13 protein-coding genes (1 of these 13 cut by a window edge) are annotated in these 14,098 nt (G+C 68.1%); 5 read left to right on the top strand and 8 right to left on the bottom strand.

The annotated features are described in order from the left end of the window. Window positions 1-9: 9 nt before the first annotated feature. The 5 genes from TVNIR_RS16370 to TVNIR_RS16350 all read right to left on the bottom strand — a co-directional run bounded on the left by TVNIR_RS16370 (window position 10) and on the right by TVNIR_RS16350 (window position 4,617). A complete protein-coding gene (locus tag TVNIR_RS16370; protein ID WP_015260190.1) occupies window positions 10-831 on the bottom strand; it encodes a sulfite exporter TauE/SafE family protein in 822 nt (273 codons plus the stop codon). 136 nt (window positions 832-967) lie between these two features. Continuing rightward, entirely contained in the window at window positions 968-2,245 is a 1,278-nt protein-coding gene (hemL, locus tag TVNIR_RS16365; protein WP_015260189.1) for a glutamate-1-semialdehyde 2,1-aminomutase, read from the bottom strand. A 141-nt stretch (window positions 2,246-2,386) separates the two neighbouring features. Further along, complete coding sequence (thiE, locus tag TVNIR_RS16360; protein ID WP_043739858.1) at window positions 2,387-3,040, bottom strand: thiamine phosphate synthase; 654 nt, start codon at window positions 3,038-3,040, stop codon at window positions 2,387-2,389. Continuing rightward, window positions 3,037-3,846: a bifunctional hydroxymethylpyrimidine kinase/phosphomethylpyrimidine kinase gene (gene thiD, locus TVNIR_RS16355; RefSeq protein ID WP_015260187.1), complete on the bottom strand. Its 810-nt coding sequence runs from the start codon at window positions 3,844-3,846 to the stop codon at window positions 3,037-3,039. The genes thiE and thiD overlap by 4 nt, the downstream gene beginning before the upstream one ends. A gap of 75 nt (window positions 3,847-3,921) precedes the next feature. Further along, window positions 3,922-4,617 carry a histidinol-phosphatase gene (locus TVNIR_RS16350; RefSeq protein ID WP_015260185.1) on the bottom strand — a complete coding sequence of 232 codons (696 nt, stop codon included), beginning with the start codon at window positions 4,615-4,617 and terminating at the stop codon, window positions 3,922-3,924. A gap of 158 nt (window positions 4,618-4,775) precedes the next feature. On the opposite strand from TVNIR_RS16350, the gene TVNIR_RS16345 reads away from it, so the two are divergent. Continuing rightward, complete coding sequence (locus tag TVNIR_RS16345; protein ID WP_015260184.1) at window positions 4,776-5,312, top strand: RNA pyrophosphohydrolase; 537 nt, start codon at window positions 4,776-4,778, stop codon at window positions 5,310-5,312. Between the two features lie 20 nt (window positions 5,313-5,332). After that, window positions 5,333-7,600, top strand: coding sequence for a phosphoenolpyruvate--protein phosphotransferase (gene ptsP / locus TVNIR_RS16340; RefSeq protein WP_043740819.1), 2,268 nt, complete (start codon window positions 5,333-5,335; stop codon window positions 7,598-7,600). Between the two features lie 28 nt (window positions 7,601-7,628). On the opposite strand, the gene TVNIR_RS16335 is transcribed toward ptsP, so the two are convergent. Next, window positions 7,629-8,156, bottom strand: a complete 528-nt coding sequence (locus TVNIR_RS16335; RefSeq protein WP_052316650.1) for a TlpA family protein disulfide reductase — start codon at window positions 8,154-8,156, stop codon at window positions 7,629-7,631. Between the two features lie 376 nt (window positions 8,157-8,532). Here TVNIR_RS16335 and argC point away from each other — a divergent pair, with 376 nt between their 5' ends. Together argC and erpA are read left to right on the top strand one after the other, a co-directional pair. Further along, window positions 8,533-9,564, top strand: a complete 1,032-nt coding sequence (gene argC / locus TVNIR_RS16330) for an N-acetyl-gamma-glutamyl-phosphate reductase (RefSeq protein ID WP_043739857.1) — start codon at window positions 8,533-8,535, stop codon at window positions 9,562-9,564. A 99-nt stretch (window positions 9,565-9,663) separates the two neighbouring features. Then, window positions 9,664-10,038 carry an iron-sulfur cluster insertion protein ErpA gene (erpA, locus tag TVNIR_RS16325; RefSeq protein ID WP_015260180.1) on the top strand — a complete coding sequence of 125 codons (375 nt, stop codon included), beginning with the start codon at window positions 9,664-9,666 and terminating at the stop codon, window positions 10,036-10,038. 355 nt (window positions 10,039-10,393) lie between these two features. Here erpA and TVNIR_RS16320 read toward each other — a convergent pair whose 3' ends face one another. Next, on the bottom strand, window positions 10,394-11,533 hold the full coding sequence (locus tag TVNIR_RS16320; protein ID WP_015260179.1) for an anhydro-N-acetylmuramic acid kinase: 1,140 nt from the start codon (window positions 11,531-11,533) through the stop codon (window positions 10,394-10,396). Next, window positions 11,533-13,128, bottom strand: coding sequence for a peptidoglycan DD-metalloendopeptidase family protein (locus tag TVNIR_RS16315; RefSeq protein ID WP_157092298.1), 1,596 nt, complete (start codon window positions 13,126-13,128; stop codon window positions 11,533-11,535). Before TVNIR_RS16315 ends, TVNIR_RS16320 begins: the two co-directional genes overlap by 1 nt. A gap of 127 nt (window positions 13,129-13,255) precedes the next feature. On the opposite strand from TVNIR_RS16315, the gene tyrS reads away from it, so the two are divergent. Further along, a protein-coding gene (tyrS, locus tag TVNIR_RS16310) for a tyrosine--tRNA ligase (protein ID WP_015260177.1) crosses the window boundary here: on the top strand, window positions 13,256-14,098 show its 5' portion. The gene runs 357 nt beyond the window's last position; the window shows 843 of its 1,200 coding nt (coding positions 1-843); it begins with the start codon at window positions 13,256-13,258; its stop codon lies beyond the right edge, outside the window.

The raw sequence follows: 14,098 nt of genomic DNA, 5'->3' as shown, positions 1-14,098 counted from the left end.
CGGGAGTCCTCACCGCAGCAGCATGTATAGTCCAGCGAGCATCAGCACGCCGGCGAACGCTCGGCGCAGCATCAGCACGGGCAGGTGGTGGGCGAGCCAGACGCCACCGCGCACGCTGATCGCGGCACCCAGTGCGATCCCGGCGACGGCCGGCAGGTACAGGTAGCCGAGGCTCCAGGCCGGTGCCTCCAGGGCGGGATCGAGCAGTGCCGGCAACAGGTAGACCAGGCTGCCGGCGATCGCGATCGGGATTCCCAGCGCGGCCGCCGAGCCGATCGCCTGGCGGATGGCCCGACCCTGGCGGAGCAGGAAGGGCGTGGTGAGCGTGCCGCCGGCGATGCCGATCAGAGCGGAGACGGCACCGATGCCGGTACCGGCTGCAAACCAGACCGCGCGTCCGGCCTCGGGTCGCGTCGGCGGGCGGACGGCTGCCAACAGCCACAGCGCGATCGCGATCTCGAATACGCCGAAGATGCGCGCGAGCGCGCGGCCGTCGATCTGGATCGCGAGCCAGGCGCCGAGCGTCGCGCCGACGACGATCGGCAGGAGCAGGCGGCGCACCGAGGGTACGTGTACGCCGCCCTTCAGGCAGTGTCCGCGGGCCGAGGCCATCGCGGTCGGCACGATCGCCCCGAGTGAAGTCCCGATCGCGGCCTGCACCACGAACTGGCTGTCGAAGCCCATCCAGGTGAACAGCCAGACCAGCGCCGGCACCAGCACCAGGCCGCCGCCGATGCCGAACATTCCGGCGGGAATGCCGGTCACCAGTCCCAGCAGCAGGAAGACGGCCAATAGAAACAGGGGACCGCTATCGATCAGCAAGGCACCCATCGAGTTCTATCGGCCCGGGCGTGGGGCGTGTGCATGGGGCCCCGCCCAGAGCCCCGGCCCCGTTTCGGGTGGAGGGCTTTTTCCCGCTCCCGCTTGCGGAAGAGGGGAGCGGGAGGCCCTCTCGGCTCGGTTCACCTCAGAGGCTTTTCAGTACCTCACGGGCCGCCGACACGGTCTGGTCGATGTCGGCGTCGCTGTGGGCGCTGGACAGGAAGCCGGCCTCGAAGGCGCTGGGCGCGAGGTAGACGCCCGCATCCAGCATCCCGTGGAAGAAGCGTTTGAACGCGGCCAGGTCGCACTGGGTCGCCTGGGCGTAGTCGGTCACGGTTTGGTCGGTGAAGAATAGGCCGAACATGCCGGGCACCTGGTTCGCGGTCATCGGCACGCCGGCTTCGCGCGCCGCGTCCAGGATGCCGGAGACGAGCCGCTGCGTCTTCGCCTCCAGCGCCTGGTGAAAGCCGGGTTGGCTCAGGATCTCGAGCGTCTGCAGGCCGGCGGTCATCGCGATCGGGTTGCCGGACAGCGTGCCGGCCTGGTAGACGGGACCGACCGGGGCCAGGTGCTCCATGATCTCGCGCCGGCCGCCGAAGGCCCCGACCGGCATCCCGCCACCGATGATCTTGCCCAGCGTCGTCATGTCCGGGGCGACGCCATACAGCGCCTGGGCGCAGCCGGCCGCGACCCGGAAGCCGGTCATCACCTCGTCGAAGATGAGCACGGCGCCGGACTGGTCGCAGACCTTGCGCAGGGTTTCGAGGAAACCGGGCTGCGGCGGGATGCAGTTCATGTTGCCCGCGATCGGTTCAACGATCACGCAGGCGGTCTCTTCGCCATGCTCGGCGAACCAGGCGCGCACGCCGTCGGCATCGTTGTAGTTCAGCGTGGTCGTGAGCATCGCCAGCGCGGCCGGTACCCCGGGAGAGGACGGCTGGCCCAGCGTCAGCGCGCCGGAGCCGGCCTTTACCAGCAGCGCGTCGCCGTGGCCGTGGTAGTTGCCCTCGAATTTCACGATCCGCTCGCGCCCGGTGAAGCCGCGGGCCAGGCGGATCGCGCTCATCGTCGCCTCGGTGCCGGAACTGGTCATGCGCACCATGTCGATCGACGGGACCAGATCGCAGACCATGTCCGCCATTGCGACTTCGAGGCTGGTCGGGCAGCCGAACGACAGGCCGCTCAGGCAGGCCTCGCGCACCGCGTCGATCACCTGCGGGTGCGCGTGTCCCGCGACCATCGGGCCCCAGGAGCCGATGTAGTCAATGTAGCGCTTGCCGTCGGCGTCGTACATGTAGGCGCCTTCGGCACGTTCCATGAATACCGGGGTGCCGCCGACACCCTTGAATGCGCGTACCGGCGAGTTCACCCCGCCGGGGATGTGGACCTGGGCGGCGGCGAAGAGGCGTTCGGATTCCTGCATGGTGGTTGTCCTGTTCTTGGGATGAGCGTTCGGCAAATGCGGGAGTGTAGTCCGCCGGCGCGGCAACACAAACCCGGAAAATCCCGCAGGGTGGCCCACCGCAGACCATCCAGCGCCGGATGGTCTGCATTCGGCCACGACCTACGGGGTGGTGTGGGCGGCGGTTTGGGCGAACAGCGCCTGCAGCGCGCGGGCGGCGGCCTCGGGGTTGGGGGCCTCCGAGATGGCCTGGATCACTGCGATCATGTCCGCACCGGCGGCGATTATTGGCGCCGCGTTGTCCGGGGTGATCCCACCGATTGCGCAGATCGGGGCGCTCAGTTCCCCGCGGGCCGCGCGCAGCAGACCGGGATTCGCCCGACGGGCGGCGGGCTTGGTCGGGGACGGGTAGACCGAGCCGAACGCGACGTAGTCCGCCCCGGCCGCAAGGGCCCGGCGCGCGCGGTCGAGGTCGTTGTAGCACGACGCCCCGATCACGCGGTTCGGCCCGAGTCGGGTCCGCGCGTCGGCAATGCCGGCGTCGTCCTCGCCCAGATGGACGCCATCGGCTCCGGCAGCCAGGCAGAGTTCGATGTCGTCGTTGATCAGCAACAGCGCGCCGGCTTTCCGGCAGAGCGCGAGCAGTTCCCGCGCCTCGGGAAGGCCAGCCATCCCGGTTCCGGACTTGTCGCGGTACTGGATGATCCGGGCGCCGCCCCGCAGCGCGGCAGCGACCAGCGCAATGCGTCCAGAGGCCCGGTCGGGGGTCACGAAGTAGAGGCCGCGCAAGCGCGGCCTCGTCGTAGGATCCGTCATCCGGCCTGTGGGCACAGGCGGTTCGGCACGTGCTGGCCGCGGCCCGGTGCATAGCCCGTCGCGATCGCTTCGGTCATGAATCCCTGGGCCTCGATGATCGCAGGTTCGAGGTCGCGTCCCCGGGCGAGGAAGGCCGCGATCGCGGCGGCCAGGGTGCAGCCCGAGCCGTGGAAGCTCGGTGGCAGCCGGGGCAGTTCGAAGCGGCGCATGTGCCCGTCCTCCCGGTAGAGCACGTTCACGATCGGCGGCAAAGACTGGCGGTTGGCCTCCGCGTCGGCCGGCGCGTCGCCGCCGGTGATTAGCACGTTGCGTGCGCCAAGGGCCCGCAGGGTCTCGCCCCAGCGCCTGGCGTCGTCGTGCCCGCTGAGGCGCGCCGCTTCCGGGGTGTTCGGGGTCACCACTGTCGCGCGCGGCAGCAGGCGTTCGCGGGTCAGGTCGACCACTGCCCGGGTCGCCAGTTCGCTGCCGCCGCCGGCCACCATCACCGGGTCGAGTACCACCGGGATGTGCGGATGGGCGGCCAGGATCGCGGCGACGGTCTCGACGTTCTCCGCCGAGCCGAGCATACCGATCTTGATCGCGGCTACCGGCAGATCGGCCAGCGTGATCTCGATCTGGTCGGCAAGCCGCCGGGCCGGCAGCACGTCGAAGTCTGCAACGTCGCGCGTGTCCTGCACCGTGATCGCGGTGATCGCGGTGGCACCGTGCACGCCGAGGCGGGTAAAGGTGGTCAGGTCGGCCTGGAGGCCAGCCCCTCCACCCGGGTCGGAGCCGGCGATGGTCAGGGCGATGGTCGGGCGGTGCATGTGGCGGGTTCCTCCCTGCAGGGCTGCGGTCCGGTCCCCTCCTATGGCTGGGGCCGGGCCGGTGCGCCGGTCCGGTCAGCCGGCCTGGGAACGCGGGACGACCACGGGCTGACGGAGCGAGATCTGCGGCCAGCCGTGACCGCGCGCGTGCTCGGCCAGCACCGGGTCGGCGTCCACCGCGACCGGTTCCCGAACCTGCTCGAGCAGCGGGATGTCGTTGCGAGAGTCGCTGTAAAAACTCGCCCGGGCGATGACGTCCTCGGGTTGTCCGCGCTTGTTCAGCCAGAGCTTCAGCCGCTCGACCTTGCCTTCCTGGAAGCAGGGGATACCGTCCAGTTCGCCGGTGTAGCGTCCTTCCCGGAACTCCGGCTCGGTTGCGAGCAGGTGTTCCACGCCGAGCATGTCCGCGATCGGGCGGGTGACGAAGCTGTTGGTCGCGGTGATGATCAGCAGCGTATCTCCGGCGCCGCGGTGCCGCTCCAGCAGTTCGCCGGCAGCGGGTGCGATCATCGGCTGGATCCGCTCGCGAAGGAATTCGTCGCGCCAGCGTTGCAGCTGCTCCAGCGGGTGGTGGGCCAGCGGGCGGAATACGAAGCGGCAGAACTCGTAGATGTCCAGCGTTCCGGCCAGGTATTGCGCATAGAAGTCATCGTTCGCGCGGGTGTAGCTCTCGGCATCCACCGCGCCCACCTCGGCGAGGAATTCTCCCCAGGCGTGATCGCTGTCGCCAGCGAGCAGCGTGTTGTCCAGGTCGAATATGGCGAGTTGCATGGCCTTGAGTGGATTCCGGTGTGGTCTCGACGGCTCAGGATTGTACGTGTCGGGGATCGGGCACGCGAGTGCGACCGTCCGGAGCCGCGGTTTCCTGGGGGTTTTGCCGATTCCCTGTGCCTGTGGAACAATGCGGGTAACGAAGATCCAGCTGGTTCATGCAAGTGATTGATTGTGATGGCTACCGACCCAACGTAGGCATCATCCTGTGTAACGGCGAGCAGCAGTTGTTCTGGGGCAAGCGCGTAGGCCAGGATGCCTGGCAGTTCCCGCAGGGCGGCATCCGGCAGGATGAGGCGCCCGAGGATGCGCTGTTCCGGGAATTGCGCGAGGAGACCGGCCTGCTGCCGGAGCATGTGCGCATCCTCGGGGTGACCCGCAACTGGCTGCGTTACCGGCTGCCGTCGCGCATGGTTCGGCGCAGGCACCGGCCGGTCTGCGTGGGGCAGAAACAGCGCTGGTTTCTGCTGCAGTTGACCGGGACCGACGCCGATTTCCGCCTCGATCTGGGCGAGCCGCCGGAGTTCGATGCCTGGCGCTGGATCGACTACTGGCGGCCGGTGCACGAGGTCGTTTATTTCAAGCGCGACGTCTACCGGCGCGCGCTGTGCGAGCTCGTGCCGCTGATGTTTCCCGAACTTGCGCGTGACCCCGGATGCCCGCGTACGGCGGCGCCGCGCCGGGTGGGTTCGTGACAACGGCAGCGACGCTGTCGATGCTGGGTGTGCTGCGCCGGGTGGTGCAGGAGGTCAATGGTGCCGCGGATTTCTTCGAGGCGCTGCACATCATCGTCACGAGGGTACGTGCGGCGCTGGATATCGACGTCTGCTCCATCTACCTGAAATCGCCCCGCAGCGGCCGGCTGGTGCTGATGGCTTCCGAGGGTCTGCGCGAGGAATCGGTCGGCGAGGTCGAGATGGACGTGTCCGAGGGCCTGGTGGGGCTGGTCGCGTCGCGCGCCGAGCCGATCAACCTGGAGAACGCCCCCGACCACCCGCGGTACCGGTATTTCCCGGAGACCGGCGAGGAGCGGTTCCTGTCCTTCCTGGGCGTTCCGATCATCCAGCAGCGCAAGCTGCTCGGGGTGCTGGTGGTGCAGCATCACGAGGCCCGCCGGTTCGACGATGAGCACGTATCTTTCCTGATCACGCTGGGCGCACAGCTCGCCGGCGCGATCACCCAGGCCGAGTTCACCGACGAGATCGCGAGCGAGACTCCGCAGATCAGCCACGTGAACGTCGAGGCCACCGGGATCGCCGGTGCACCCGGAGTCGCGATCGGTCGGGCGGTCGTGGCGTACCGGCTGGCACAGCTGGACTCGATCCCGGACCGGGAGGCCCGGGATATCGACCAGGAACTGGCACGCTTCACCGCGGCAGTGACGGCCACGCGCGGCGAGATCGAGGATCTGAAACGGCGCACGGAACAGGTGTTGCCGGCCGAGGAGCGGATCCTTTTCGATGCCTACCTGATGCTGCTCGGCTCCGACTCGCTGGTGCATCGAACCGAGGCCCGGATTCGGGCCGGGCAGTGGGCGGCCGGGGCGTTGCGCGACACCGTGCGCGAGAGCGTGCGCGTGTTCGAAGACATGGAGGATGCTTACCTGCGCGAGCGCGCCGCGGACATCCGCGACCTGGGCCGGAGGGTGCTGTCCCATTTGCTGCCCGACGAGGGCAGCGACCAGGAGTTCCCGGACGGCGGCATTCTGGTCGGCGAGGATCTCACGGCGTCCCATCTCGCAGAGGTTCCGATCGAGCGGCTCGGTGCGATCGTGTCGGCGCGCGGAACCGGTTCCTCGCATATCGCGATCCTGGCGCGGGCTCTGAGCGTACCCGCGGTGATGGGTGTGGCGGACCTTCCGGTCAGCCGTCTCGAGGATCGCGAGGTGCTGGTGGACGGCTACCGGGGCCGGCTGTATGTGAACCCCGGCCCTGAGCTGCGCGCGGAGTTCCGGCGCCTGGTGCGCGAGGAGCGTGAACTCGAGGAGGGGTTGCGCGAGCTTGCGCTGGAGCCTGCTGCCACCCGCGACGGACGGGCCGTCCCGGTGCTCGCGAACAGCGGCCTGCTGGCAGACATCAAGCCCTCATTGAATTCCGGGGCCGAGGGCGTCGGGCTGTATCGCACCGAGGTGCCGTTCATGATCCGCGACCGGTTCCCCGGTGAGGAGGAGCAGGTCGAGATCTACCGGCAGATCCTCGCGTCCTTCGATCCGATGCCGGTCACGCTGCGCACGCTGGATGTGGGCGGAGACAAGGCGCTGCCCTATTTCCCGGTGCAGGAGGACAACCCTTTCCTGGGCTGGCGCGGGATCCGCCTGACCCTGGACCATCCCGAGATCTTCCTGACCCAGCTGCGGGCGATGCTGAAGGCGAGCCGGGAGCACCCGAACCTCCAGATCCTGTTCCCGATGATCACCACGCTGGAGGAGCTAAAGGAGGCGCTGGTCCTGCTCAACCGCGCGCGGGACGAGCTCCTCGACGAGGGCTTCCTGATTCCGATGCCGCGGGTCGGGGCGATGGTCGAGGTGCCGGCCGCGGTGTATCTGGTCGAGACGCTGGCGCGCCGGGTTGACTTCCTGTCGGTGGGTACCAACGACCTCGTTCAGTACCTGCTCGCGGTCGACCGGAACAACGCTCGGGTCGCCAACCTGTACGACACCCTGCATCCCGCATCGATCCGGGCGCTCGAGCTGATCGCCGAGGGTGCTCGCCGTGCCGGGAAGCCAGTCAGCGTTTGCGGCGAGATGGCTTCGGATCCGGCCGCGATCATCCTGCTGCTCGGCATGGGCATCGACAGTCTGAGCGTCAGCGTCTCGGCGATTGCGCGGGTCAAGTGGGTGATCCGCAGCTTCTCCACCGATCGGGCCGAGGCACTGCTTGCACAGTGCCGTTTGCTCGAGAACCCCGGTCAGATCCGATCGCTGCTCAACAACGCGCTGGTGCAGGCGGGCCTCGGGGGGCTGGTGCGGGCCGGCAAGAACTGATCCGCCCCGTACCAGCGGGGTGGGTATCTCAGGACCGCCAGCGTTCGAGCAGGCGCTCGATCCGGTCGAAGTCCGGGTGCCCGAGCGCGCGGTAGGCGACCCGCCCCTCCGGCGAGATCAGGATGGTGGTCGGGGTTCCGCGAATCGGGCCGAAGGCCTCGGCGGCCATGTCCTGCGTGTCGTGAATCACCACGTAGGGGATTCCGAGGTGCTCGACGACACCCCGGATCCGTTCGCGCCGGTCGTATCCGAGCGCGATCGCCAGCAGCGCGAGGCCACGGGCCTCGTGCCGTGCATGGAGGTCGATCAGCGTCGGGATTTCGTCGATGCAGGTCACGCAGGTGGTGGCCCAGAACGACAGCAGCACGGGGCGCCCCAGGAGCTCGGCGAGTTCCAGCGGATGGCCGTCGATGTCCTCGGCATGGTAGGCCGGTGCCGGTACCCACGCCTCTGCCGGTCCCGGTCGTGACAGCCAGATGGCCGACAGTCCCACGACCAGAAGCGCCGCCAGCACGGCGACCGATGCAAGCGTCACGCGCTTCACGCCTGTCTCCACGTCACGGTCCCTCCTTCCGCTCCTCCAGACCCGCGGACGGCCGTCGGGTTCCCGGGGCTAACTGTCATGCCGTCGGGCGCGAGGCACCCCTATTCATGAAAAGATCGTTAAGAATCATTGGTATGAGATTATTGGCCGGTGGATTTTCACGCTAACTTTCATGGCCAGAGGCCACCCATGAAAAATGAAAACGCGAGTCACGGAAAGCACGGACAGACACGGAAAAATGGTTTAATCCGTTTCATCTTCCGTGATTTCCGTGTTCGTCCGTGGCTGGATGTTCACGCTATCGGCAGGGCGCGTGAACGCCCGGGTGCTCCGAACGGGCGTGACAGGGTATCATCGCCGCCCACGAGACCAGATCCATGGGACATCGATGATTTCAGTCGGTATTGTCGGCGCGACGGGGTATACCGGGGTGGAGCTGCTGCGGCTGCTTGCGGACCACCCGGGGGTGCGCATTCGGGCCGTGACTTCACGCGGCGATGCGGGTACCGCGGTCGCCGGAATGTTCCCCAGCCTGCGCGGGAGGGTCGATCTGGATTTCGTCGAGCCGGCGCAGGCCCGTCTGGACCAATGCGACGCGGTGTTCTTTGCCACGCCGCATGGTGTTGCGCATGCGATGGCCGGGCCACTGCTCGACGCCGGTGTGCGCGTGATCGACCTTTCGGCGGATTTCCGGCTGCGCGATGCCGAACTCTGGGCGCGCTGGTACGGGCAGCCGCACGGTGCGCCGCAGTGGCTCGGCGAGGCGGTCTACGGGTTGCCGGAACTCAACCGCGAGCGGATCCGGTCGACCCGTCTGCTCGCGGTGCCCGGCTGCTATCCGACCGCGGTCAGTCTCGGCTTGCTGCCGTTGCTGCAGGCCGGCGCGATCGATCCCGACGACATCATCGCGGACGCGAAGAGCGGCGTCAGCGGGGCCGGCCGCAAGGCCCAGGTCGGCGGCCTGTTCGCGGAGGTCGGCGAGAACTTCAAGGCTTACGGGAGCGCCGGTCACCGGCACTGGCCCGAGATCCGGCAGACGCTGGCCGAGGTCGCCGGGCGCCCGGTCGGACTGGTGTTCCAGCCGCATCTCGTGCCGATGATCCGGGGGATTCATGCAACCCTGTACGTGCGCCCTGCCGGTACGGAGAGGGACTTCCAGGCGCTGTTCGAGGAGTTCTACCGGGATGAACCGTTCGTGGACGTGTTGGGCCCCGGAGCGCATCCGGAGACTGCATCGGTGCGCGGCACGAACGTATGCCGCATCGCGCTGGCGCGGCCGGTGGAATCGGGCCGGCTGGTGGCGCTCTCGGTGATCGACAACCTCGTCAAGGGCGCCGCCGGGCAGGCAGTGCAGGGCATGAACCTGATGTTCGGGATCCCGGAGGAGACCGGGCTGGGTGCGGCCCCGGTCTTCCCCTGATTCCGTCGGGTGTCGCTGGCCGCGGATAGCGTGTATTCTTGACTCTCGCCATCGGACTTCATAGCGTATGCTCAGAATGCATACAGGAGAGACCTGATCATGGCCGAAACGATGACCGCCAGCGCCGACGCCGACTTCGAGATGCCGAGTCCGCTGATCTTTACCGACGCGGCCGCAACCAAGGTGAAGAGCCTGATCGACGAGGAGGAAAACCCGAACCTGAAGCTGCGCGTGTTCGTCAGTGGCGGTGGCTGCTCGGGTTTCCAGTACGGGTTCACCTTCGACGAAACCGTTGGTGACGGTGACACCGTGGTCGAGAACGGCGGCGTAACCCTGCTGATCGATCCGATGAGCTTCCAGTACCTCGCGGGGGCCGAGATCGACTACACGGAAGGACTGGAAGGCGCCCAGTTCGTGATCCGCAACCCGAACGCGACCACCACCTGCGGCTGCGGCTCCAGCTTCTCGCCCTGATCCTCCCCCCCTCCCCCTCAATTCAGAGGCGAGATCCCAGGGGCCGGACCGGCTAACCGCTCGTCCGGCCCCTGCTGTTTGGGGGCGGCGGGAAAGTCGCGACCATGCCCGCGACCCGTGGGGGAGCGTGCCTTGCACGCGAACGCACCGCAGGCGCGCCCGGCGTGAATCCACACGGCTTGTCTCGGGGGCAACGTGTAGCGCGGAAGGGCGCAGCGTCATCCGCCTTGCGGCGTTCGCACCGCCCCGGTGCCCGCGGCAGGCCCGGCGTGGGTACGGCAGATGATGGCCCTCGGTCTCTTCCGCGCTGCGCTTCTTTCGCATGGCCGCGGGTGCTCGCCGCGCACCAGGGCATCTAGCGGACCGCTACAGGTGGCGGGGTACGGCCGGGGATGACGCAGCCGAGGATGCGCGGGCCGGATGCGCCGGTCACCTCCGGCAGGTTTCCGGCACGCGCGCCGATCGTCTGCCGCGCCAGCCACGCGAAGGCCGCGGCCTCCACCTGTTCCGCCGGCAGACCCAGCGCGCCGGTTTCGGTCACCGGGATGTCACCGAGCCGATGCTGCAGTTGCCGCACCAGCGTGGCGTTGCGGACCCCGCCGCCGCAGATCAGCACCTCGCTTGCGCGTTCGCGCGGGCGCCCGGCATGCACTGCATCGGCAATGGTACTGGCCGTCAGCTCGGTCAGCGTCGCTTGGACGTCGGCGGGCGCGAGCGGCCCGAGTCGTGCCAGCCGCGCTGCCAGCCAGTCCGGCGAAAAGTACTCCGGACCGGTGGTCTTCGGGGGCGGGGCCGCGAAGAACGGATCCTCCCGCAGCCCTTTGAGCAACTCCGGGTGGGTGCGGCCCTCGGCCGCCCAGCGCCCGCCGGCGTCGAAGAGCAGCCCCCGGTGTCTGCGAATCCAGGCGTCGAGCAGCGTGTTGCCCGGGCCGCAGTCGTAGCCGAGCACTGGCTGCCCGGGCCGCAGCCAGGTGATGTTGCTGATCCCGCCGATATTCACCACCGCTCGTGCCCGGGTGTCGTGACTGAAGCACGCGGCGTGCAGACCGCAGGCCAGCGGCGCGCCTTCGCCCCCGGCCGCGATGTCGCGGTGGCGGAACAGGGCCACGGTGTCGATGCCGGTGCGCTCGGCGATGCGGAACGGGTCGCCGATCTGCCAGGTGAACGCAGGGCTGGCGTCGGGGGCGTGATGCAGCGTCTGGCCGTGGCTGCCGATCGCCCGTACCTGTTCCCGGCTCACGGATGCCTCTCGCAGCAGTGCGATCGCGGCTTCGGCGAACACCTCGCCGATTTTCGCGTCCAGTTCGCCGAGTTCCCGGTAGCCAGCCCGCGCCGCCAGCGTAAGGCGCGTCAGTTCGGTGGCGACCGCGTCGGGGTAGGGGTGATGGCGGTGAGCGCGGACCTCCCAGCCGATCGGCCCTCGTGCGACGGCGAGGGCGGCCTCGATGCCGTCACGGCTCGTGCCGGAAATCAGGCCGAGGTAGAGTTCCGACACTAGTGGCTGCCGGCGCCCGGCGGGCCCTCCGCCAGCTGGGTCTCGCGCAGCGTGTCGATTGCGGCCAGCAGCGGTGCCGTTTCTTTCCGGAAAGCCTCGAGCTGCCCCTTCGGCAGGGGATCCCCGCGGGGCAGGTCAACGGTCACCGGGTTCACCGGCTCCCCGTGCAGGTGGAACTCGTAGTGAAGGTGGGGGCCGGTGGCGAGTCCGGTCATACCGACGTAACCGATGATCTCGCCCTGGCGCACACGCGAGCCGACCGACTGCCCCGAACGGAACCCGTTCATGTGTGCGTACAAGGTTTTGCGGTTATTGCCGTGGTCGATGACCACGGTCTTGCCGTAGCCACCCCGGTTTCCGCGATGCACGATCCGCCCGTTGCCGGCTGCGCGGATCGGGGTGCCGGTGGGGGCGGCATAGTCGACGCCCTGGTGCTGGCGTGTATAACCGAGGATCGGGTGGCGGCGCGGCCCGAAATGGGAACTGATCCTGCCCACGTCCACCGGGGTCCGGATGAAGGCCTGGCGCATGCTCTCGCCATCCGGCGTGAAGTAATCGGGACCCTGGCCCTCGGGTGCGTAGCGCAGCGCGCGCAGGGTGCGGCCGCGGTTCTGGAACTCGGCCGCGAGCACGGGTCCGTCGCGCAGGTATTCCCCGTCGCGGTAGATCCGCTCATAAATCACGCTCAGGCGGTCACCCTCGCGGATGTCCCAGGCGAAATCGATGTCCCAGCCGAAGACGTCGGCGATCTGCACCAGCGTGGCATCGGACAGGCCGGCCCGGGAACCGTCGAGGAACAGAGACTGTTCGATCAGCGCGTGGACCATCCGGCGCCGGGTTTCGACTTCGTGCGCGTGCCGGGTGGCGACGAACTCGCCATCGGTGGCATCCCGGGTGATCTCGACGAAGTGGTCCCCACGGGGTTCGTAGATTAGCGTTTCGAGTTGACCGTCTCGGGTTCCCGCGCGCAGTCGTTCGCCCGGATGCAGACGCTTCAGGTCCGCGGCGTCGCCCCCGATCGCGAGCACCGGCCGCAACTGGCTGTGGATGCCCAGTTCGCTGAAGATTCCGGAAAGGCTGTCGCCAGGGGCGACCACGTAATCTTCCCACGCCAGCCCATCGTCCATAGAGGCCGGTTCCGGCTCGGAACCCGCGATCTCGGGAGTCGGCGCCGCATCGGCGGCGATGCCCAGTGACAACGGTGCCGGCGCGTCGGGGACATGGGGGCGCGCGAGCTCGATGGGCGGTGCCTGCGCCGCTTCGGATGAACCGTGGTTGTGCTCGGCTTCGGGGAACATGTCCCTGGGCAGCTTGACCACGCCGGCCGGCGCTTCGCCGACCGTTGCCAGGGGTGCCGGCAGGGGCGCGATCTCGATCTGGGTTCTCTCGAGCGGCGCGCGAAGGGTATCATCCGCCGATTGCACTGGGGCCGACGCGGTCTGGGTGGGTTCGAGGTAGGCCGCGAAGCCCAGACCCAGGCCGCCGAGCATCAGGACGGAGACCAATAGTGGGATGCGCCTGTGACGCCGGGGTTCGCGGAAGCTGAGTCGGTTGGCACCGGTTTCCATGTAGATACGGCCACGACTGCGCAACATGCGATCCCCCTCCCCGGACACTGCCGCGACGATAGCCATGCCGGCGGCCGCAGTCAATCCACTCTTCCCGGTAGGGTGATGCGGGCGCCCGCACTTACGGTACAGCTTCAACTATAGAGACTAAATCATGGAACTGGAAGAGCAAATGGCGATCATCCGCCGCGGGGCTGACGAGATCCTCCTTGAGGGGGATCTGCGTACGCGCCTCGCCTCGGGGCGGCCCCTGCGCATCAAGGCCGGCTTCGACCCGACGGCCCCGGATCTGCACCTCGGACACACGGTGCTGCTTAACAAGCTCCGGCAGTTCCAGGATCTGGGGCATCACATCCTGTTCCTGATCGGCGATTTCACCGGGCGGATCGGGGATCCGACCGGCAAGAGCGCGACACGCCCGCCGCTGACCGAGGAAGATATCGTCGCGAACGCGGCCACCTATCGCGAGCAGGTGTTCCGGATCCTCGACCCCGAGCGCACCGAGGTGGTTTTCAACTCGGCCTGGATGGATGGGATCGGCGCGGCGGGCATGGTGCAACTGGCGGCCCGGCACACGGTGGCGCGCATGCTCGAGCGCGACGACTTCCACAAGCGCTATGTCGCTCAACAGCCGATCGCGATCCACGAGTTCCTATATCCGTTGATCCAGGGGTACGACTCGGTCGTGCTACGGGCGGACGTGGAACTCGGCGGGACGGACCAGAAGTTCAACCTGCTGGTGGGGCGCGAATTGCAGAAGCAATACGGTCAGCCATCCCAGGTGATTCTGACCATGCCGATCCTTGAGGGGCTGGACGGTGTGCAGAAGATGTCCAAATCACTGGGCAACTACATCGGCGTCCAGGAGCCGCCGAACGAAATGTTCGGCAAGATCATGTCGATCTCGGACGAACTGATGTGGCGCTACTACGAGCTCCTGAGCTGGCGCCCGCTCCCCGAGATTGCCGCGCTGCGCGCGGTAGCTGAATCCGGTGGC

The organism is Thioalkalivibrio nitratireducens DSM 14787 (genome assembly GCF_000321415.2).
In the GTDB taxonomy this organism is placed as follows: Bacteria; Pseudomonadota; Gammaproteobacteria; order Ectothiorhodospirales; family Ectothiorhodospiraceae; genus Thioalkalivibrio; species Thioalkalivibrio nitratireducens.
This window is presented reverse-complemented; position numbering and strand designations above follow the sequence as displayed.